We start from the raw sequence: 19,507 nt of genomic DNA, 5'->3' as shown, positions 1-19,507 counted from the left end.
ACAGGCGGCACGGGCGTCGCGAACGGCGGAGCGCGCCCCTCAGTTCAGCCGCAGCTCGAGCGTGCGGGCCCACTCCCGGACGATCTGGCGCCGCCGCCGCGTGTCGTCGGTCAGCAGGTTCGCCAGGCCCAGGCCGCGGCCCAGGTCGAGGGTGGCCTGGACCAGTTCGCGGACGCCCGGGCGGGACTCGTCGACGCCCAGCAGCTCCACCGCCACCCGGTGCGCTTCCCGGCCGACCCGGGCCTCCAGCGGCACCAGCACGGCGCGCAGGGCGTCGTCGGTCGCCGCGACCGACCAGAGCTGCAGGGCCGCGCGGAACAGCGGGCCCGTGTAGAGGTTCAGCACCATCTCGACGACGCGCTCGATGCGGGACGCGCCGCTCGGCAGGTCCGCGGCCTGCGCCCGCAGCTCGTCGATCTGGGACTGGCCGAGCAGGTCGACCGCCGCCACCACGAGGTCCTCCCGCGTCGGGAAGTGGTGCTGGGCCGCGCCGCGGGAGACGCCCGCGCGCTCGGCGATGCCGGCCACCGTGACGCCGTGCCAGCCGCGCTCGCCGAAGCTGTCGAGCGCGGCCTCGATCAGCCGCCGCCGCGTGGTGCGGCTGCGTTCCTGCTGGGGTTCGCGGACGCCGGTCAAGCCGGGTCGACCCAGAAGTCGAGCTGGAGGTCTTCCTCCGAGCCGCCGATCCGGTACTTCGCGAAGTCGGTGACCCCCTCGGCGCGCAGCACCTCGTCGTCGAGGAAGAAGTTCCCGGTGACCTCGCGGCTCGGCTTGGTGAGGATCGCGTACGCGGCGTCGGCCATGATCTCCGGCGTCCGGCTGCGGTCGGCCAGCTCGGCCCCGACGACGTTGCGGATCGCCGCCGTGTCGATCGTCGTGCGCGGCCAGAGCGAGTTGACCGCGACGCCGTCCTTCTTCAGCTCGGCCGCGAGCCCGACGGTCACCAGGCTCATCGAGTACTTCGCGATGCTGTACGCGAGGTGCCCGGCGGTGAACCACTTCTCGTCGAGGCTGATCGGCGGCGAGAGCGTCAGGATGTGCGCGTTCGCCGCCTGCTTCAGGTGCGGGATGGCCAGCTTGGACAGCAGGAACGTGCCGCGCGCGTTGATGTCCTGCATGAGGTCGTAGCGCTTCATGCTGACGTGCTCGGTCGGCGTCAGGTCGATCGCGCTGGCGTTGTTGACGACGATGTCGATGCCGCCGAACTGTTCGACCGTCTTGGCCATGGCCGCGGCCACCCCGTCGTCGTCGCGGACGTCGCCGAGGATGGGCAGCGCGTGCCCCCCGGCCTTCTCGATCGCCTCGGCCGCCGTGTAGATCGTGCCGGGCAGCTTCGGGTGCGGTTCGGCCGTCTTGGCCAGCAGGGCGACGTTCGCCCCGTCGGCGGCGGCCCGGAGTGCGATCGCCTCGCCGATGCCCCGGCTGCCGCCGGACATGATGATCGTCTTGCCGTCCAGTGTGGACATATCGACCCTCCTAGTAGGACTTGGGGAGGCCGAGGCTGTGCTGGCCGACGAAGTTGAGCACCATCTCGCGGCTGACCGGGGCGATCCGGCCGAGCCGCACCGCCGTGACCAGCGTGCCGAGGCCGTACTCGGTGGCGAGGCCGTTGCCGCCGTGGGTCTGCACGGCCTGGTCGGTCGCGCGGATGGCGACCTCGGCGGCGGCGTACTTGGCCATGTTGGCCGACTCCCCCGCGCCGAAGTCGTCGCCGGAGTCGTAGAGCGACGCGGCCTTCTGCGTCATCAGCTTCGCCAGTTCCAGCTCGACCTTGATCTCGGCCAGCGGGTGCGCGAGACCCTGGTGGGCGCCGATCGGCGTGCCCCAGACCTGGCGCTGGTTGGCGTAGGAGACGGCCTTGGCCAGCGCGTAGCGGGCGATGCCGAGGGAGAACGACGCGCCCATGATGCGTTCGGGGTTGAGGCCCGCGAACAGCTGCGCGATCGCCGCGTCCTCCTCGCCGACCAGCGCCTCGGCCGGGAGCTTGACGTCGTCGAGGAACAGCGAGAACTGGTTCTCCGGCGCGACGATGTCCATCGGGATCTTCGTGTACTCGAAGCCCTCGGTGTTCGTCGGCAGGATGAACAGCGCCGGCTTGAGCTTGCCGGTCTTCGAGTCCTCCATGCGGCCGACGATGAGCACGGCGTCGGCCTCGTCGACGCCCGAGATGTACACCTTGCGTCCACTGAGGACCCACCCGTCACCGTCGCGCTTGGCGGTGGTGGTGATCTTGTGCGAGTTGGACCCGGCGTCCGGCTCGGTGATCGCGAAGACCATCCGCTTGGTGCCGTCGGCGATGCCGGGCAGCCACTGCTTCTTCTGCTCGTCGGTGCCGAAGCGGGAGATCACGGTGCCGCAGATGGCCGGCGAGACGACCATGAGCAGCAGCGGCGAGCCCGCGGCGGCCAGTTCTTCGAGCACCGCGGCGAGGTCGGCGATGCCCGCGCCCCCGCCGCCGTACTCCTCGGGGATGTTGACGCCGAGGTAGCCGAGGCGCCCGGCCTCGTCCCACAGCTCGTGCGTCTTCTCGTCCGCACGGGCCTTCTTCGCGTAGTACTCGTGCCCGTACTTGGCGCCGAGCTCGGCGACGGCCTTGCGAAGCGCGATCCGCTCCTCCGGCTCGATGAAGTTCATCGCGTTCATTCTGCTTCTCCCACCACCGCGAGGATCGTGCCCACTTCGACCTGCTGTCCCACTGTCACCGGCAGTTCCGCGACCACGCCGTCGGCGGGCGCGGCGATCCGGTGTTCCATCTTCATCGCTTCGAGCCACAGCAACGGGTCGCCCGCCTTCACGGGGTCCCCGGCCTGCACCGCGAGCCGGACGACCGTGCCCGGCATCGGCGCGACCAGCGACCCCGCGGCCAGCGCCGCGTCCGGGTCGGCGAACCGCGGCTCGGCCCTGAGTGCCACCGACCCGAGCGGTGAGTCCACGTAGGACACCCCGTCGTGGCGGGCGACGTCGAAGACGCGCCGCACCCCGGCGACGTCCAGCACGACCCGCCCCGGTTCGGCCTTGACCAGCTCGGCTTCGTAACCGTCGGCCTTCAGCCCGTCCCGGGTCAGGGAGTAGCTGACTTCGTACTCGCGGTCACCCGCCGTGAAGACCTTGCGCTGCCCGGCCGAGCGGACGTTGCGCCAGCCGCTGGGCAGCCTGCGCTGCGTGGTCGCCGAGGCCCGGTTGCCCGCCGCGTCGGCCAACGCGGCGGCGAGCGCGGACAGCCGCTCGGTGTCCACTGTGGCCAGCGGCGCGGCCAGGGTGTCGAGGCCGTGGCGGTCGAAGAACGCCGTGTCGGTCTCGCCCGCCAGGAAGGCTTCGTGACGGAGGATGTTCACCAGCAGGTCGCGGTTGGTGACGACGCCGTGGATCTTCGTGGCCGCGAGGGCCTTCGCGAGCCGGCGGGCGGCCTCGGCGCGGGTCGGCGCCCAGGTGATCACCTTGGCGAGCATCGGGTCGTAGTGGACACCCACCACCGAGCCGGTCTCGAACCCGGAGTCCAGCCGCAGCCCCGGCCCGTGGGTGAACGCACGGTTCACGCCGGGCACTTCGAACGTGTGCAGCGTGCCGCTCTGCGGCTGCCAGCCCGCGGCCGGGTCTTCGGCGTAGAGCCGGACCTCGATGGAGTGCCCCACGGTCGGCGGCGGGCCGGCGGGCAGCCGCTCACCCTCGGCGACCCGCAGCTGCAGCGCGACCAGGTCGAGGCCGGTGACGTTCTCGGTGACCGGGTGCTCGACCTGCAGGCGGGTGTTCATCTCGAGGAAATAGAACCTGCCGTCCGGCCCGGCGAGGAACTCGACCGTGCCCGCGCCGACGTAGTCGATCGCCTGGGCGGCCTTGCGCGCGGCGTCGAACAGTTCCTCGCGCATGGCGTCGTCGACGAACGGCGACGGCGCTTCCTCGACGACCTTCTGGTGCCGGCGCTGGATCGAGCACTCCCGCTCCCCCACCGCCCACACCGTGCCGTGCCGGTCGGCGAGCACCTGGACCTCGATGTGCCGCCCGGTCTCCAGGTACCGCTCGCAGAACACGGTCGGGTCGCCGAACGCCGACCCGGCCTCCGCACTGGCGCCTTCGACCGCTTCGGCCAGCTCGTCGAGCGAGCGGACCACGCGCATGCCACGGCCACCGCCTCCCGCGGAAGCCTTGACCAGCAACGGCAGGTCGTCTTCGGTCACCGACGCCGGGTCCAGTTCGGACAGCACCGGGACACCCGCGGCCGCCATCAGCCGCTTGGACTCCACTTTGGAGCCCATGGTCTCGATGGCCTCCGGCGGCGGCCCGACCCAGGTGAGCCCGGCATCGAGGACGGCCCGCGCGAACGCGGCGTTCTCGGACAGGAAGCCGTAGCCGGGGTGGACGGCGTCGGCACCCGTGTCGGCCGCGGCCTTCACCAGCAGCTCCGCCCGCAGGTACGTCTCGCTCGGCGCGTTGCCGGGCAGCCGCACGGCGGCGTCGGCTTCGAGGGCGTGCGGCGCGGCGGCATCGGCGTCGGAGAAGACCGCGACCGTGCCGATCCCGGCGTCGCGGCAGGTGCGGAAGACGCGGCGGGCGATCTCGCCGCGGTTGGCGACCAGCAGGTTCTGGATCATCGCTCACTCACATCCGGAAGACGCCGAAGCCCTCGGCGCCCTTCACTGGTCCATTGTGGATCGCGGACAGGCTCAGCCCCAGCACCGTGCGGGTGTCGCGCGGGTCGATGATGCCGTCGTCGTAGAGCATGCCGGAGAGGAACATCGGCATCGACTCGGCTTCGATCTGGCCTTCCACCATGGCGCGCATGGCCTTGTCGTTGTCCTCGTTGTACTCCTGGCCGCGCGCCTCGGTGGCCGCGCGGGCCACGATGGACAGCACGCCGGCCAGCTGCGCCGGGCCCATCACCGCGGACTTCGCGCTCGGCCAGGCGAACAGGAAGCGGGGATCGTAGGCGCGGCCGCACATGCCGTAGTGCCCGGCGCCGTAGGACGCTCCCATGAGGACGGACAGGTGCGGCACCTTCGAGTTCGAGACGGCGTTGATCATCATCGCGCCGTGCTTGATGATGCCGCTCTGCTCGTACTCCTTGCCGACCATGTAGCCGGTGGTGTTGTGCAGGAACACCAGCGGGGTGTCGATCTGGTTGGCCAGCTGGATGAACTGCGCGGCCTTCTGCGACTCCTCGCCGAACAGCACGCCCTGGGCGTTGGCCAGGATGCCGACCGGGTAGCCGTGGATGCTCGCCCAGCCCGTGACGAGCGACGAGCCGTAGAGCGGCTTGAATTCGTCGAAGTCGGAGCCGTCGACGACGCGGGCGATCACCTCGCGCGGGTCGAACGGCACCTTGAGGTCGGGCGGCACGATGCCGAGCAGGTCCTCGGCGTCGTACAGCGGCTCTTCGTAGTCCGGCTTCGGCGTCGGCCCCTGCTTGGTCCAGTTGAGCCGTTTGATGATGTTGCGGCCCAGGCGGATCGCGTCCTGTTCGTCGACGGCCAGGTAGTCGGCCAGGCCGGACGTCCGCGCGTGCATCTCGGCGCCACCGAGCGACTCGTCGTCGGACTCCTCGCCGGTGGCCATCTTGACCAGCGGCGGCCCGCCGAGGAACACCTTCGCGCGTTCCTTGACCATCACGACGTAGTCCGACATGCCCGGCAGGTAGGCCCCACCGGCGGTGGAGTTGCCGAAGACCAGCGCGACCGTCGGGCAGCCCGCGGCCGAGGCGCGCGTGATGTCGCGGAAGATCCGGCCGCCGGGGATGAAGATCTCCTTCTGCGTGGGCAGGTCCGCGCCGCCGGACTCGACGAGGTTGATCGACGGCAGCCGGTTCTGCGCGGCGATGTCCGCGGCCCGGAAGGACTTCTTCGTCGTCCACGGGTTGCTGGCGCCGCCCTTGACCGTCGGGTCGCTGGCCGAGATCAGGCACTCGACGCCTTCGACGACCCCGATGCCGGTGACCAGGCTCGCGCCGACGCGGTAGTCGGTGCCCCACGCGGCCAGCGGCGACAGCTCGAGGAACGGCGAGTCCTGGTCGAGCAGCAGCTCGATCCGCTCGCGGGCGAGGAGCTTGCCGCGCTTGCGGTGCCGCTCGACGTACTTCTCGCCGCCGCCCGCGACCGCCTTGGCCTGCTCGGCGTCGATCTCGGCGAGCTTCTCCAGCATCGCTTCGCGGTTGGCGCCGAACTCGGCGGCCCGCGTGTCCACTGTGGACCTCAGGGTTGTCACGAGGTGTATCCCAATCGCTTCGCGGCCAGGCCGGTGAGGATCTCGTTCGTGCCGCCGCCGATGCCGAGGATCCGGACGTCGCGGTAGTGCCGCTCCACCTCGGCCTCGCGCATGTAGCCGAGCCCGCCGTGCAGCTGGACGGCCTCGTTCACCACCCATTCGGCGGCTTCGACGGCGGTGTTCTTGGCGAAACAGGCTTCGGCGATGACTTCTTCGCCCGAGACGTGCCGGATCGCGGCCTGCCGGGTGTAGGTCCGGGCCACGTCCACGCGACGCGCCATCTCGGTGAGCTTGTGCTGCACGACCTGCCGCGAGATGAGCGGGCGGCCGAACGTCTCGCGCAGCCGGCACCAGTCCAGCGTCAGGTCGAGCGCGCGCTGGGCGTGCGCATACGCCTGCACGGCCAGCGAAAGCCGTTCCGTGACGAACTGGGTGGCCACCTGCGCGAATCCGCTGTTCTCGGTGCCGACGAGGTTCTCGACCGGCACCCGGACGTCCACGTAGGACAGTTCGGCGGTGTCGGAGCAGAGCCAGCCCATCTTCTCGAGCTTGCGCGACACGGTGAACCCGGGCGTCCCGCGCTCGACGACGATCAGCGAGATGCCGTGCGCGCCGTCGCCGCCCGTGCGCACCACGGTCGTGACGAAGTCGGCACGGCAGCCGGAAGTGATGTAGGTCTTGGCGCCGTTGATGACGTACTCGTCGCCTTCGCGGACGGCGGTGGTGCGGATCCCGGCGACGTCCGAGCCGCCGTCCGGTTCGGTGACCGCGAGGGAGCCGATCTTGGTCCCGGCGAGCGTCGGGCGGACCCAGCGTTCGACCTGGACCGGGTCGCCGGCCTCGGCGATGTGCGGGACGGCGATGCCGCAGGTGAACAGCGAGGCGAACAGCCCGCCGGACCCGCCCGCGTAGTGCATCTCCTCGGCGATGACCAGGGCGTCCAGGTAGTTGCCGTCGCCGCCGCCGACCTCTTCGGGGAAGCCGACGCCGAGCAGGCCGAGGTCCCCGGCCGTGCGGTGCAGCTCGCGCGGCAGCTCGCCGGCGCGCTCCCAGTCGTCGAGGTGCGGCAGGACCTCCTGCTCGACGAACTTCCGCACGGTCTTGCGCAGTTCGGCCCGTTCGGGCGTCCGGAAGGGGTCGGTCACAGGAGCACCTCGGGGATGTCGATCTCACGGGACCGCAGCCACTCGCCGAGGGCCTTGGCCTGCGGGTCGAACCGCGCCTGCGACGCGACGCCCTCGCCGAGGATGCCCTCGACGACGAAGTTCATCGCCCGCAGGTTCGGCAGCAGGTAGCGCGTCACCGGCAGGTCGGCGGTCTCGGGCAGCAGCAGCTTGAACTCGGTGACGGTCAGCCGGTGCACCAGCCACCGCCAGGCCGCTTCGGACCGCACCCAGACGCCGAGGTTGGCGTTGCCGCCCTTGTCCCCGCTGCGTGCCCCGGCGATCGTGCCCAAGGGCGCGCGGCGGACCGGGCCGTGGTCGAGCGGCTCGGGCAGGGCGGGCTCGTCCACATCGGACAGGTCCCGAGTGGACACCGATGGCGCTATGTCGACACGCATGCCGTCCGGCAGGACCGCGACGTGCGGAACCTCCTCCGCGGCCACAAAAGCCGCGGTGTAGACGCCGAACGGCGACGCGTCCGACGGCGGCGCGGTGACGTGGAAGCCTGGGTAGCTGGCCAGCGCCAGTTCGACCGCGGCGCCCGTGAAGGCGCGGCCCGCCACCTTGGGGTCGGCGTCCTTGACGGCGACGTGCAGCAGCGCGCTCGCGGTCTGCTCGGTGTCGGCGTCGGCGTGGTCGGTGCGCGCCAGTGTCCACTTGACCTCGGCGGGCGGCCGGTCCTTCAAGGACAGTTCGAGCTGGTCCCTGACCAGAGCGGCTTTCGCCTCGATGTCGAGTCCGGTGAGGACGAACGTCGTTTCGTTGCGGAACCCGCCCAGGGTGTTCAGCGCGACCTTCAGCGTCGGCGGCGGCGCCTCCCCGCGGACGCCGGAGATACGGACGCGGTCGGGCCCGTCCTCGGTCAGCGAGAGCGTGTCGAACCGGGTGGTGACGTCGGGTCCGGCGTACCGGGCGCCGGTGATCTCGTACAGGAGCTGGGCGGTGACCGTGCCCGTGTTCACGACACCGCCGGTGCCCGGGTGCTTGGTGATGACACTGGAGCCGTCGGCCTCGATCTCGGCGATCGGGAAGCCGGGCACGCCCAGGGAGTGCTCGGTGAAGAAGGCGTAGTTGCCGCCGGTGGCCTGGGCGCCGCATTCGATGACGTGCCCGGCCGCGACCGCGCCGGCCAGGGCGTCGTAGTCGTCGCGGGCCCAGCCGTAGTGCGCGGCGGCCGGGCCGACGATCACCGAGGCGTCCGTGACGCGCCCGGTCACGACGACGTCGGCCCCCGCGTTGAGGCACTCGACGATCCCCCACGCACCGAGGTAGGCGTTGGCGGTCAACGGTTTCCCGAGGCTCAGCTCGTCCGCGCGCGCCACGAGGTCGTCGCCTTCGACGTGCGCGATCTTGACGTCGAGCCCGAGCTTCGCGGCCAGTTCGCGCAGGGCGTCCGCGAGCCCGGCCGGGTTGAGCCCGCCCGCGTTCGCGACGATCTTGACGCCCTTTTCCTTCGCCAGCCCGAGGTTTTCCTCCATCTGGCGCAGGAAGGTCCTGGCGTAGCCGCGGTTGGCGTCCTTCATCCGGTCGCGGCCGAGGATGAGCATCGTCAGCTCGGCCAGGTAATCGCCGGTCAGGACGTCGAGGGGGCCGCCGGTGAGCATCTCGCGTACGGCGGAGAACCGGTCGCCGTAGAAACCGGACGCGTTGCCGATGCGGTAGGTCATGCGAACTGCCCCGGCTTCCGGCCTTCCCCAGGAGGTCCGGCGAAGGCCTGCGCGATCGTCAACCACTCCTCGACGTCGGCGCCCTGCGCGACCAGGTCGGTGTCGTCCGGGTGCCGTCGCTGCGTGACCACGAGGCAGAAGTCGAGCGCGCTGCCGGTGAGCTTCTGTTCGGCGTCTTCCGGGCCGAACGCCCAGGTGGTGCCGTCCGGCGCGGCCAGCTCGACGCGGAACTCCTCGACCGGTGGCGCCAGCGAGTTGACCTTGTAGGCGAAGTCGCGGGTGCGGGTGCCGAAGCGGGCGATGTGCCAGATGCGGGCGGTGGGCTCGCGGCGCAGGCCGAGGGTGTCGAAGACGTCCTGCCCGTGGGCCCAGGTCTCCATCAACCGCGCGGTCGCCATCGAAGCCGCGCTCATCGGCGGGCCGTACCAGGGCAGCTTCTGCCCGTCCGGCACCGCGCCGAGGGCTTCGGCGAGGGCGGCTCGCCCGGCACGCCAGTCTTCGAGGATCTCGCGCGGTGGTCGCCGGGCCCCGGCCGCGGCGCCGTCGTCGACGTAGGTCTCCCCCGTCTTGAGCAGCTCCTCGACCTCGGCCTGCCAGTCCTCCGGGTGCGCGGCCGCGATCAGGGCCTTCCGGTCGGTCCAGGCCAGGTGCGCGATCTGGTGCGCGATCGTCCACCCCGCGGCGGGTGTCGCCCGCGCCCAGTCCGACGCGGGCAGGTTCGCCACCACGTCGTCGATCGTCCGTGTTTCCGCGTCGAGATCCCCGAGGATCACGCCGAGGTCCGCCATCCGCCGCCTCCTTGCGTCCTGGCGCCCAGCGTCGCACCGGCCGCCGGAAAAATCAAGCACGCCTGATTGTTTCGTCCCGGACGCTGCGGACCCACTATTGACATCTTGCCAGTAGTGGCGGACTGCCTTAGTTTCATCGCCATGGCCGAGACCACCTACGCCGTCGCGGACCGGATCGCCACGGTGACGCTGAACCGCCCCGAGGCGCGCAACGGCTACACGATCCGGATGGCCGACGAGCTCGGCGCGGCCATGGACCGCGCTGACCGCGACGAGGACGTCCGGGTGGTCGTGCTGACCGGCGCGGGCAAGGACTTCTGCGTCGGCGCGGACCTGTCGCAGGGTGGTTTCGACTTCGACCCGGCGACGGGCCCGGACGCGGCGTGGCAGGAGCCCGCCGGCCGCTGCTCGAAGCGGATCTTCACGATGAACAAGCCGGTGATCGCGGCCCTGCACGGCGCGGCGGTCGGCGCCGGCAGCACGATCACGCTCCCCTGCGACTACCGGCTCGCCGCCGAGGACTCGCGGTTCGGCTTCGTGTTCACCCGCCGCGGCATCTACCCCGAGGGCGCGTCGGCGTGGTTCCTCCCCCGGCTCGTCGGGATGGGCACCGCGCTCGACTGGATGATCAGCGGGCGGGTGTTCCCTGCGGCCGAAGCCCTGGAAAAGGGCTTGGTGCACCAGGTTTTCCCGACCGGGACCGTGCTCGACGAAGCGTACAGGCTGGCCCGGGAGATCATCACGAACACCGCGCCGGTGTCGGTCGCGGTCACCCGCCAGCTGCTCTACCGGATGGCGAGCGCCGGCTCGCCGTTCCCGGTGCACGAACTGGATTCGAAGCTGATCGGCGGCCTGGGCGCGAACCCGGACGCCGTCGAAGGCGTCCTGTCGTTCCTGCAGAAGCGGCCGCCGTCGTTCGGCATGCGTGTCGACAAGGACCTGCCCGGTTACCTGCCCTGGTTGGAGAAATGAGCAGCTACCCACCGCAGCCCTGGAACCTGACCGCCGACGCCCGGGTGTCGGTCTGGCGCGTGCCGGTGTCGGACCTGCCCGCGGTTCCCGCCGAGCCACTGGTGATCGCCGGGCACGCGTCGGTGTTCACGGCGTGGATCGACTACACCCCGCCGGGCGAGCTGTCCTACCACGAACTGCTGGCCGCGGTGCCGGTCAAGGCACGCCGGGTTTCCTGTTCCATCACGGAGATCTGGGTGGACAGCGAGGCGTCCCTGACGGGCGGCCGCGAGCTGTGGGCGATCCCGAAGGACCTGGCCACGCTGACCTTCCCGGGCGGCCGCACGTTCCAGGCCACGGCGGCCACGGCCGACGACTGGATCGCGACGGCGGCCTTCACCCGCCGCGCCGCGGTGCCCCTGCGGCTGCCGACGACGTTCGAGGTGGTCCAGGAACGCGACGGCCTCCTGCGCACCCCGGTGGCCGCGAAGATCCGCCCCCGCCCGGCATCGGCGGACTGGAGCTTCAACCCGGACGGCCCGCTGGGCTACCTCGCCGGGCGACGTCCCGTCGCGAGCCTGGAGCTGCCTTCTTCGAGATTGCGCTTCGGCGCCTGACGCGCGCCCGCCGGGCACCCTCTTTCGAGTGTGCTCCGGCGCTCGACGCCCGCGCCCGGCACCGGCGGTCCCTGCCGCGGCTCCGCCGGGCCTTCTGCGACGGTGCGCTCCGGCTCCCGGCGCCCGCAGCGGACCACCCGGCCGCCGCGGTCCGCTGCCGTCGGAAAACAGCCCAGGAACGTACCCCCGAAAACCCGCGCCCACCTCTTGAACTGCACCTCTGGGTGATCACGTAACCCGCCAGGGTGAGGGCGCGACACGCCACCCCTTGGGGCCCGTGCGAGCGTCGACCCCTACATGTAGTCTCTGGTGACCGGCAGGGCCCAGCGACGGGGAGACCGCTGCAGAGTACTGCCGGGCAGCTTTGAAGAACCTGCAGCGCACGGCCTCGTGAGGCCGTGCGGCGATCCAACGCGCCCAAAACTTGGAGACACGCATGTCAGTCGATACCGGTCAGCGGCCGTCCGCCGCCGACACACCCACCGCGATCCGGGTCATCCGGCGGGACGGCAGCGTGTCGCCGTTCGACGCCGGGAAGATCTCGGTCGCGCTGACCAAGGCGTTCCTCGCGGTCGAGGGTGGCGACGCCGCCGCGTCCTCCCGCGTGCACCACGTCGTCGCGGAGCTGACCCAGCAGGTCGAGACCACCCTGCTGCGCCACGCCGGCCCCGAAACCGCCCTGCACATCGAGCAGATCCAGGACATCGTCGAGCTCGCCCTCATGCGCGGCGAGCACCACAAGGTCGCCCGCGCCTACGTCCTCTACCGCGAGGAGCGCAGCAAGGCCCGCGAGGCCGCCAAGCCGGTCGCGACCGAGTCCGCCCTGAACGTCAAGGGCGCCGACGGCGTCCTGCGCCCGCTCGACTGGGCCCGCGTTTCCCACGTGGTGGGCGAGGCCGTCGCCGGGCTCGAGGACGTCTCCGCGGAGCCGGTGCTGGCCGAAGCCAGGCGCAACCTCTACGACGGCATCAGCGCCGACGAGCTCGCCCTGGCCCAGGTCCTGGCCGCCCGCGTGCTGGTCGAGCAGGAGCCGAACTACTCCTACGTCTCCGCCCGGCTGCTGCTGGACAAGCTGCGCGGCGAGGCCCTGAGCTACCTCGCGAAGAAGCCGCGCCAGGCCAGCCAGGACGAGATGGCCGCCGAGTACCCGGCGTACTTCCGCGCCTACCTGCGCCGCGCGGTCGAGCTGGAGCTGGTCGACGGCGAGCTGCTGCGCTTCGACCTGGACAAGATCACCGCGGCCATCCACGCCGAGCGCGACCTCGACTTCGGCTTCCTCGGCCTGCAGACCCTGTACGACCGGTACTTCCAGCACCACGACGGCACCCGGTTCGAGCTGCCGCAGGCGTTCTTCATGCGCGTCGCCATGGGTCTCGCGATCCGCGAGGACGACCGCGAAGCCCGCGCGATCGAGTTCTACGAGCTGCTCTCGACGTTCCACTTCATGGCGTCGACCCCGACGCTGTTCAACTCGGGCACCACCCGCGCGCAGCTGTCGTCGTGCTTCCTGACCACGGTGGACGACGACCTGGACTCGATCTTCCAGGCGTACAAGAACAACGCGCTGCTGGCGAAGTACTCGGGCGGCCTCGGCAACGACTGGACGCCGGTCCGCGGCCTCGGCGCGCACATCAAGGGCACCAACGGCCAGTCGCAGGGCGTCGTGCCGTTCCTCAAGATCGCCAACGACACCGCCGTCGCGGTCAACCAGGGCGGCAAGCGCAAGGGCGCGGCGTGCGCGTACCTCGAGACGTGGCACGTGGACATCGAGGAGTTCCTCGACCTGCGCAAGAACACCGGTGACGACCGCCGCCGCACCCACGACATGAACACCGCGAACTGGGTGCCGGACGAGTTCCTCCGCCGCGTCGAGGCGAACGGCGAGTGGACGCTGTTCTCGCCGAACGAGACGCCGGACCTGCACGACCTCTACGGCAACGAGTTCGCCGCCCGCTACCGCGAGTACGAGGCGATGGCCGACCGCGGCGAGATCAAGGTCTTCCGCCGCCTGCGCGCGGTGGACCTGTGGCGCCGCATGCTGACCATGCTGTTCGAGACCGGCCACCCGTGGATCACGTTCAAGGACCCGTGCAACCTGCGCTCGCCGCAGCAGCACGTCGGCGTCGTGCACTCGTCCAACCTGTGCACCGAGATCACGCTGAACACCACCACCGACGAGGTCGCGGTCTGCAACCTCGGCTCGGTGAACCTGCTCAAGCACGTCACTCCGTCCGGTTTGGACACCGAGCGCCTCGAGAAGACCGTGCGCACGGCCGTCCGGATGCTGGACAACGTGATCGACATCAACTTCTACACGATCCCGGAGGCGCGCCGCTCCAACCTGCGTCACCGCCCGGTGGGCCTGGGCATCATGGGCTTCCAGGACGCGCTGTTCGAGATCGGCGTCCCGTTCGCCTCCGAAGAGGCCGTCAAGTTCGCCGACGTCTCCATGGAGCACCTCTCCTACTACGCGATCTCGGCCTCGACCGACCTCGCCGAGGAGCGCGGGCAGTACCAGTCGTTCGAGGGATCGCTGTGGAGCAAGGGCATCCTGCCGATCGACTCGCTGCAGCTGCTCATCGACGCCCGCCAGGGTGACGGCCTCGACATCGACACCTCCACGACGCTCGACTGGGCGCCGCTGCGCGAGCGCGTCAAGACCGTCGGCATGCGCAACTCGAACGTGATGGCGATCGCGCCGACCGCGACGATCTCCAACATCTCGGGCGTCGGCCAGTCGATCGAGCCGCTGTTCCAGAACCTGTTCGTCAAGTCGAACATGTCCGGCGACTTCACCGTGGTGAACCCGCACCTGGTCAAGAGCCTCAAGGAGCGCGGGCTCTGGGACGAGGTCATGGTCAGCGACCTCAAGTACTTCGACGGTTCGCTCGGCCAGATCGACCGCGTGCCGGACGACCTGAAGGCGCTGTACGCGACGGCGTTCGAGATCGAGTCGAAGTGGATCGTCGACGCCGGTTCGGTGCGCCAGAAGTGGATCGACCAGGCGCAGTCGCTGAACCTCTACATCGCGGCGCCGAGCGGCCGCAAGCTCGACGAGCTGTACCGCTACGCGTGGCACAAGGGCCTCAAGACCACGTACTACCTGCGGGCGCAGTCCGCGACGCACGTGGAGAAGAGCACCCTGCGCGGCACCGACGGCAAGCTGAACGCCGTCTCGGCCACCCCGGCTCCGGCCGCGGTCCCGGCCGCGGCGCCGTCGCCTTCGCCGGCCCCCGAGCCGAAGCCGGCGCCGGACGTCGACTTCGTGGCCACTGAAGGCGCCGCCTGCCGCATCGACGACCCCGACTGCGAAGCCTGCCAGTAAAGGAATCCCTGCAGACATGACCAACGTGGAGACGACGGACGCGACCGGCCTCGGGGAGATCGAGGTCGGCGCCGCCCGGATCAACGTCGACGACAAGCGCATGATCAACGCGCGCGCCGACGTCAACCAGCTGCTGCCGATGAAGTACACCTGGGCCTGGGAGAAGTACCTGGCCGGCTGCAACAACCACTGGATGCCGACCGAGGTCGCCATGCAGGCCGACATCGCGCTGTGGAAGTCGAAGGACGGCCTCACCGAGGACGAGCGGCAGATGCTCAAGCGCAACCTGGGCTTCTTCGCGACCGCGGAGTCCCTGGTGGCCAACAACATCGTCCTCGCGGTGTACCGCCAGATCACGAACCCCGAGTGCCGCCAGTACCTGCTGCGCCAGGCGTTCGAGGAGGCCGTGCACACGCACACCTTCCAGTACATCTGCGAAAGCCTCGGCCTGGTCGAGGGCGAGCTGTTCAACATGTACCGCGAAGTCCCCTCCATCTCGGAGAAGGACGCGTGGGCGCTGAAGTACACGCAGAACCTGGAGAACCCGGAGTTCGAGACCGGCACGCCGGAGGCCGACCAGGCGTTCCTGCGTGACCTCGTCGCGTTCTACGTGATCTTCGAGGGCATGTGGTTCTACACCGGCTTCGCGCAGATCCTGTCGCTGGGCCGCCGGAACAAGATGGTCGGCATCGCCGAGCAGTACCAGTACATCCTGCGCGACGAGTCGATCCACCTGAACTTCGGCATCGACTGCATCAACCAGATCAAGATCGAGAACCCGCACCTGTGGACCGAAGAGTTCCAGGCCGAGGTGCGCGGCATGCTGAAGGAAGCGTGCGAGCTCGAGGTCAACTACGCGCGCGACACGATGCCGCGCGGCATGCTCGGCCTGTCGGCGCAGCTGTGCGAGCAGTACATGCACTTCATCACCGACCGGCGCGCGCAGCAGATCGGCCTCCAGCCGATCTTCGGCGAGACCGAGAACCCGTTCCCGTGGATGTCCGAGGCGATGGACCTGAAGAAGGAGAAGAACTTCTTCGAGACCCGCGTCATCGAGTACCAGTCGGGCGGCGCGCTCGACTGGGACTGACCCGCACCGCTGAGCTCGGCCACGCCCCCGGTTCCCCCGGGGGCGTGGCCGAGCTGCGTTCCGGGAAGCCACCCGAAAAGAGGACAGCCCAGCTGTTGTCAGGTCGTCAACAAGGGTGCATCGTGGAGGGGTCGCCGATCTCAGCGGGGAGATGGTCACTTTGCCGAGCACTGTCAGCCGAGCCGCCGAAGCGCTGCGCGAACGCGTTCCGCCCCTGACCGCGCTGCCGCTCCCCCACAAGCTCGACGAACGCTGGCTGGCCTCGCGCTGGCCCGTCAAGGAGCTCGCGACGCCGCCCGCGGGCAGCGGCCTCAAGCCCGTGCTCGGCGACGAAGGCCCGCCCGTCGTCGGGCACATGCTCGAGATGATGCGCTTCGGCCCCGCCTTCGGCCTGCGCCGCTACGAGCTCTACGGCCCCGTCTCGTGGACCGCCGGCTTCGGGCGGCGGATCGTCGCGCTGTCCGGGCCCGAAGCCACGCAGATCGCGCTCGTCAACAAGGACAAGGCCTTCTCGCAGGAGGGCTGGAAGTTCTTCATCGAGAAGTTCTTCGAGCGCGGCCTGATGCTGATGGACTTCGGCGAGCACCACCTGCACCGCCGGATCATGCAGGAGGCGTTCACCCGTCCGCGGCTCACCGGCTACGTCAACGAGATGGGCCCGGCGCTGCGCGAAGGCGTCGCGAGCTGGGGCGAGAGCGAGCGGCCGCGGCTGTACTGGGCGCTCAAGCAGCTGACCCTCGACGTCGCGACGCGCGTGTTCATGGGCATGCGCAGCGGCGCCGACGCGCACCGGATCAACCGCGCGTTCGTCAGCTCCGTGCGCGCCGGCACCGCGTTCATGCGCTTCCCGGTGCCCGGCGGCCGATGGTCGGCGGGGCTGCACGGGCGGAAGGTCCTCGAGCGCTACTTCGGCGAGAACCTCCCGGCGAAGCGGGCTTCCGACGGCGACGACCTGTTCAGCGCCCTCTGCCACGCCAGGACCGAAGACGGCGACCGGTTCACCGACACCGACGTCGTCAACCACATGATCTTCCTGATGATGGCCGCGCACGACACGACGACCATCACCAGCAGCGCCATGGCGTACTACCTGGCCAAGCACCCGGAGTGGCAGGAGCGCGCCCGCGAGGAGTCCCTCGCCCTCGGCGACGACGTCCTCGACATCGACGCGGTCGACGAGCTGGAAACCCTCGACCTCGTCATGAAGGAGGCCCTGCGGCTGGTCGCGCCGGTGCCGACGCTGACGCGCCAGACGGTCAAGGACACCGAGGTCCTCGGGCACTACATCCCCGCCGGCACCCTCTGCGGCGTCTCGCCGACGGTGAACCACTTCGCCCCCGAGTGCTGGACGGACCCGTTCGCGTTCGACCCCGAGCGGTTCGCCGAACCGCGCCGCGAGGACAAGTCGCACCGGATGGCGTGGATGCCCTTCGGCGGCGGCGCGCACAAGTGCATCGGGCTCCACTTCGGCGGCCTCGAGGTGAAGTTGCTGATGCACGAAATGCTGCGGGCCTACCGCTGGTCGGTTCCGGAGAGTTACACCGCGAAGTGGGATTACGTGTCCCTGCCGGTCCCCGCCGACGGTCTTCCGGTGCGCCTGGCCCGCCGCTGACGATCACCCGTCCGCGCACACGCACACGCCGTGACAAAATGTCACCGCATGTGGAGATTCGTTCACTCGTTCAGCCGGTAGACACCCCGTGACGCGCATGATGGCGTGGCATCGATCGCGGCCGAGGGGTACCTAGTGTGGCGTCATGATCCCCGACACCGCGTCTGAGCTGGCCTGACCTGTGCGTGAAGAGGTGGAGTGTGCCTGAGCCCGGTGCCGCGCCAGGGTTGCTGGACGTGGCTCGCCGGTGGGCGGCGACGTTGGCCGACACCAAAGGAGTAACACTTCCCCCGGAGGAGCTCGAACCCCTGCTGCTGGAGATCGCGCACGACGCGGTCGGCCACGCCGGCTCGGGGCGCGACGGCGCGCTGCTGCGGTTCACCGCGCTCTACGCCGCGTCACCGATGGGGATCGCGCTGGCCGACCCGGACGGCGAGATCGTGGAGGCCAACATCGCGCTCGGCCAGCTGCTCGGCAGCTCGCCGGACCGGTTCCGGGGCCGGCACATCACCGACCTCGGCTCGACCGACCACGACGTCTCGCGGCTCAAGGCCGGGCTCGAGCAGGTCCGCAACGGGCGCGAGCGTTACCAGGAGCGCATGCTGCTCGACCACACCGAAGACGGGCAGCTCTGGACCGACGTCACCCTCGCCCGGCTGCCCGGCGACCGGCCGGGCTCGATCTACCCGGTGCTCATGGTGTCCGACGCGAACGAGCTGCACCTGCTGCAGGAGCGGCTGCTGCACCAGAACGTGCACGACCCGCTGACCGGGCTGCCGAACGCGTCATCCTTCACCACCAAGCTCGAGGCCGCGCTCGGCGCCGGCGCGCGCGACGACATCGCGCTGATCTACCTCGACGTCGACGGCTTCAAGGTGGTCAACGACGGCCTCGGCGCGGGCGTCGGCGACCAGGTGCTGCGCGGGGTCGCGGGCAAGCTGTCGGCGGTGTTCACCGGCCACCACGACGGGTTCGTCGCGCGGCTGTCCGGCGACGGCTTCGCGGTGCTGCTGCGCGGCGAGCTGTCCGCCGCCGAGGTCGTCGAGCTCGTCGAACGGGCACTGGAGGACCTCAACGAGCCGATCTACCTGGGCGGGCACGGCATCGGCGTCAGCGCGAGCGCGGGCATCGTGGTGCGCGCGGCCGTCGAGGGCGGTGCGGCGGAGCTGCTGCGGGCGGCGGAGATCGCGCTGCACCGGGCCAAGGAGGCCGGCAAGGCGCAGTGGATGCTGTTCGACCCCGAGCTGGACGCGCGCGACCGCGGCCGTTACCAGCTCGGCGCGGTGATCGCGGGGGCGTTGGAGAACGGCGAGTTCTCGCTCGTCTACCAGCCGACGGTCCGGCTCGCCGACCCCGAGCGGCTCGCCGCGGTCAACGCCGGGCTGCGCTGGAACCACCCGGAGAAGGGCGAGCTGGACTCGGACGAGTTCTACCCGCTGGCCCAGACGACGGGCATGACGGTCCCGCTCGGCCGCTGGCTCCTGGCGGAGTCCCTGGCGGCGACGTCCCGCTGGCGCGCCCGCTTCGGCGACGCGACCCCGGACGTCTGCGTCAAGCTCCCCCCGCGGCTGGCGATCGACCCGGACCTGGTGCTGCTGGTGAAGGAGCAGCTGGACAAGCAGGAGCTGCCGGCGAACGTGCTGCGGCTGTGCACGGACCGCGACTCGATCCTCGACCCGCGCGGCGAGGTCCTGGACTCGTTCGCCGTGCTGTCCGACCTGGGGACGCAGCTGGTGCTGACGATCACGGGCTCGGCGGACCTGGAGCTGATCCCCCGCCACCACCTCCCGGTGCGCCACGTGATCCTCTCGGGCGCGGTGGTCGACGCCCTGGACACCGACGACCCGCCCGACCCCGCCATCCGCCTGGTGACCCAGCTGGTCACGCGGGCCCGCGAGCTGAAGCTGAAGGTGGGTGCGGAGGGGGTGCGCACGCACGAGCAGGCGGCGCGGCTGCGTCAGCTGGGCGTCCTGGCGGCGCGCGGGCCCTTCGTCCTCGACTCGGCCACCGGCGACGAGGTCGACGAACTGATCGCCCGCCACCCCGGCAGCTGACCCCGGGGTGACCAAGCCGATGCGGCGGCGGCTCCGAACCCCCGG

General features: G+C 70.5%; 14 protein-coding genes. 6 read left to right on the top strand and 8 right to left on the bottom strand.

What is annotated here, in order from left to right:
• Window positions 1-39 precede the first annotated feature (39 nt).
• The 8 genes from ACWEN0_RS20955 to ACWEN0_RS20920 are packed head-to-tail and all read right to left on the bottom strand — an operon-like array spanning window position 40 to window position 9,813.
• A complete protein-coding gene (locus ACWEN0_RS20955; protein WP_451975728.1) occupies window positions 40-636 on the bottom strand; it encodes a TetR/AcrR family transcriptional regulator in 597 nt (198 codons plus the stop codon).
• Entirely contained in the window at window positions 633-1,466 is an 834-nt protein-coding gene (locus ACWEN0_RS20950; protein ID WP_451975726.1) for an SDR family oxidoreductase, read from the bottom strand. The genes ACWEN0_RS20955 and ACWEN0_RS20950 overlap by 4 nt, the downstream gene beginning before the upstream one ends.
• Window positions 1,467-1,476: 10 nt before the next feature.
• Entirely contained in the window at window positions 1,477-2,643 is a 1,167-nt protein-coding gene (locus tag ACWEN0_RS20945; protein WP_451975723.1) for an acyl-CoA dehydrogenase family protein, read from the bottom strand.
• A complete protein-coding gene (locus ACWEN0_RS20940) occupies window positions 2,640-4,589 on the bottom strand; it encodes an acetyl/propionyl/methylcrotonyl-CoA carboxylase subunit alpha (RefSeq protein WP_451975720.1) in 1,950 nt (649 codons plus the stop codon). The genes ACWEN0_RS20945 and ACWEN0_RS20940 overlap by 4 nt, the downstream gene beginning before the upstream one ends.
• Before the next feature lie 7 nt (window positions 4,590-4,596).
• Window positions 4,597-6,195, bottom strand: a complete 1,599-nt coding sequence (locus ACWEN0_RS20935; protein ID WP_451975717.1) for an acyl-CoA carboxylase subunit beta — start codon at window positions 6,193-6,195, stop codon at window positions 4,597-4,599.
• Entirely contained in the window at window positions 6,192-7,340 is a 1,149-nt protein-coding gene (locus tag ACWEN0_RS20930; protein WP_451975714.1) for an acyl-CoA dehydrogenase family protein, read from the bottom strand. The genes ACWEN0_RS20935 and ACWEN0_RS20930 overlap by 4 nt, the downstream gene beginning before the upstream one ends.
• Window positions 7,337-9,025 (bottom strand): acyclic terpene utilization AtuA family protein, encoded by a 1,689-nt coding sequence (locus ACWEN0_RS20925; protein WP_451975712.1) that lies wholly within the window; start codon window positions 9,023-9,025, stop codon window positions 7,337-7,339. Before ACWEN0_RS20925 ends, ACWEN0_RS20930 begins: the two co-directional genes overlap by 4 nt.
• Window positions 9,022-9,813: a TIGR03084 family metal-binding protein gene (locus ACWEN0_RS20920; protein WP_451975709.1), complete on the bottom strand. Its 792-nt coding sequence runs from the start codon at window positions 9,811-9,813 to the stop codon at window positions 9,022-9,024. Before ACWEN0_RS20920 ends, ACWEN0_RS20925 begins: the two co-directional genes overlap by 4 nt.
• A 141-nt stretch (window positions 9,814-9,954) precedes the next feature.
• Between ACWEN0_RS20920 and ACWEN0_RS20915 the strand changes: the two genes are divergently transcribed.
• The 6 genes from ACWEN0_RS20915 (at window position 9,955) to ACWEN0_RS20890 (ending at window position 19,462) form a co-directional block, all read left to right on the top strand.
• Window positions 9,955-10,785: an enoyl-CoA hydratase-related protein gene (locus ACWEN0_RS20915; RefSeq protein ID WP_451975706.1), complete on the top strand. Its 831-nt coding sequence runs from the start codon at window positions 9,955-9,957 to the stop codon at window positions 10,783-10,785.
• Window positions 10,782-11,381: an acetoacetate decarboxylase family protein gene (locus ACWEN0_RS20910; protein ID WP_451975703.1), complete on the top strand. Its 600-nt coding sequence runs from the start codon at window positions 10,782-10,784 to the stop codon at window positions 11,379-11,381. Before ACWEN0_RS20915 ends, ACWEN0_RS20910 begins: the two co-directional genes overlap by 4 nt.
• A 436-nt stretch (window positions 11,382-11,817) precedes the next feature.
• Window positions 11,818-14,706 carry a ribonucleoside-diphosphate reductase subunit alpha gene (locus tag ACWEN0_RS20905; protein ID WP_451975700.1) on the top strand — a complete coding sequence of 963 codons (2,889 nt, stop codon included), beginning with the start codon at window positions 11,818-11,820 and terminating at the stop codon, window positions 14,704-14,706.
• A 16-nt stretch (window positions 14,707-14,722) separates the two neighbouring features.
• On the top strand, window positions 14,723-15,796 hold the full coding sequence (locus tag ACWEN0_RS20900; RefSeq protein ID WP_451975698.1) for a ribonucleotide-diphosphate reductase subunit beta: 1,074 nt from the start codon (window positions 14,723-14,725) through the stop codon (window positions 15,794-15,796).
• 151 nt (window positions 15,797-15,947) lie between these two features.
• Window positions 15,948-17,408, top strand: a complete 1,461-nt coding sequence (locus ACWEN0_RS20895; RefSeq protein WP_451975695.1) for a cytochrome P450 — start codon at window positions 15,948-15,950, stop codon at window positions 17,406-17,408.
• 236 nt (window positions 17,409-17,644) lie between these two features.
• Window positions 17,645-19,462, top strand: coding sequence for a putative bifunctional diguanylate cyclase/phosphodiesterase (locus ACWEN0_RS20890; RefSeq protein ID WP_451975692.1), 1,818 nt, complete (start codon window positions 17,645-17,647; stop codon window positions 19,460-19,462).
• Window positions 19,463-19,507: the final 45 nt, after the last annotated feature.

Source organism: Amycolatopsis sp. NPDC004378 (assembly GCF_053602455.1).
Note: the sequence above shows the minus strand (reverse complement) of the source record. Positions and strands in the feature narration are given on the sequence as shown.

What these genes read in the sequence shown, in the direction of transcription:
- ACWEN0_RS20950 (WP_451975726.1), bottom strand. Translation starts at nt 1,466, where the DNA reads ATGTCCACACTGGACGGCAAGACGATCATCATGTCCGGCGGCAGCCGG.
- ACWEN0_RS20945 (WP_451975723.1), bottom strand. Translation starts at nt 2,643, where the DNA reads ATGAACGCGATGAACTTCATCGAGCCGGAGGAGCGGATCGCGCTTCGC.
- ACWEN0_RS20940 (WP_451975720.1), bottom strand. Translation starts at nt 4,589, where the DNA reads ATGATCCAGAACCTGCTGGTCGCCAACCGCGGCGAGATCGCCCGCCGC.
- ACWEN0_RS20925 (WP_451975712.1), bottom strand. Translation starts at nt 9,025, where the DNA reads ATGACCTACCGCATCGGCAACGCGTCCGGTTTCTACGGCGACCGGTTC.
- ACWEN0_RS20920 (WP_451975709.1), bottom strand. Translation starts at nt 9,813, where the DNA reads ATGGCGGACCTCGGCGTGATCCTCGGGGATCTCGACGCGGAAACACGG.
- ACWEN0_RS20915 (WP_451975706.1), top strand. Translation starts at nt 9,955, where the DNA reads ATGGCCGAGACCACCTACGCCGTCGCGGACCGGATCGCCACGGTGACG.
- ACWEN0_RS20910 (WP_451975703.1), top strand. Translation starts at nt 10,782, where the DNA reads ATGAGCAGCTACCCACCGCAGCCCTGGAACCTGACCGCCGACGCCCGG.
- ACWEN0_RS20905 (WP_451975700.1), top strand. Translation starts at nt 11,818, where the DNA reads ATGTCAGTCGATACCGGTCAGCGGCCGTCCGCCGCCGACACACCCACC.
- ACWEN0_RS20900 (WP_451975698.1), top strand. Translation starts at nt 14,723, where the DNA reads ATGACCAACGTGGAGACGACGGACGCGACCGGCCTCGGGGAGATCGAG.
- ACWEN0_RS20895 (WP_451975695.1), top strand. Translation starts at nt 15,948, where the DNA reads ATGGTCACTTTGCCGAGCACTGTCAGCCGAGCCGCCGAAGCGCTGCGC.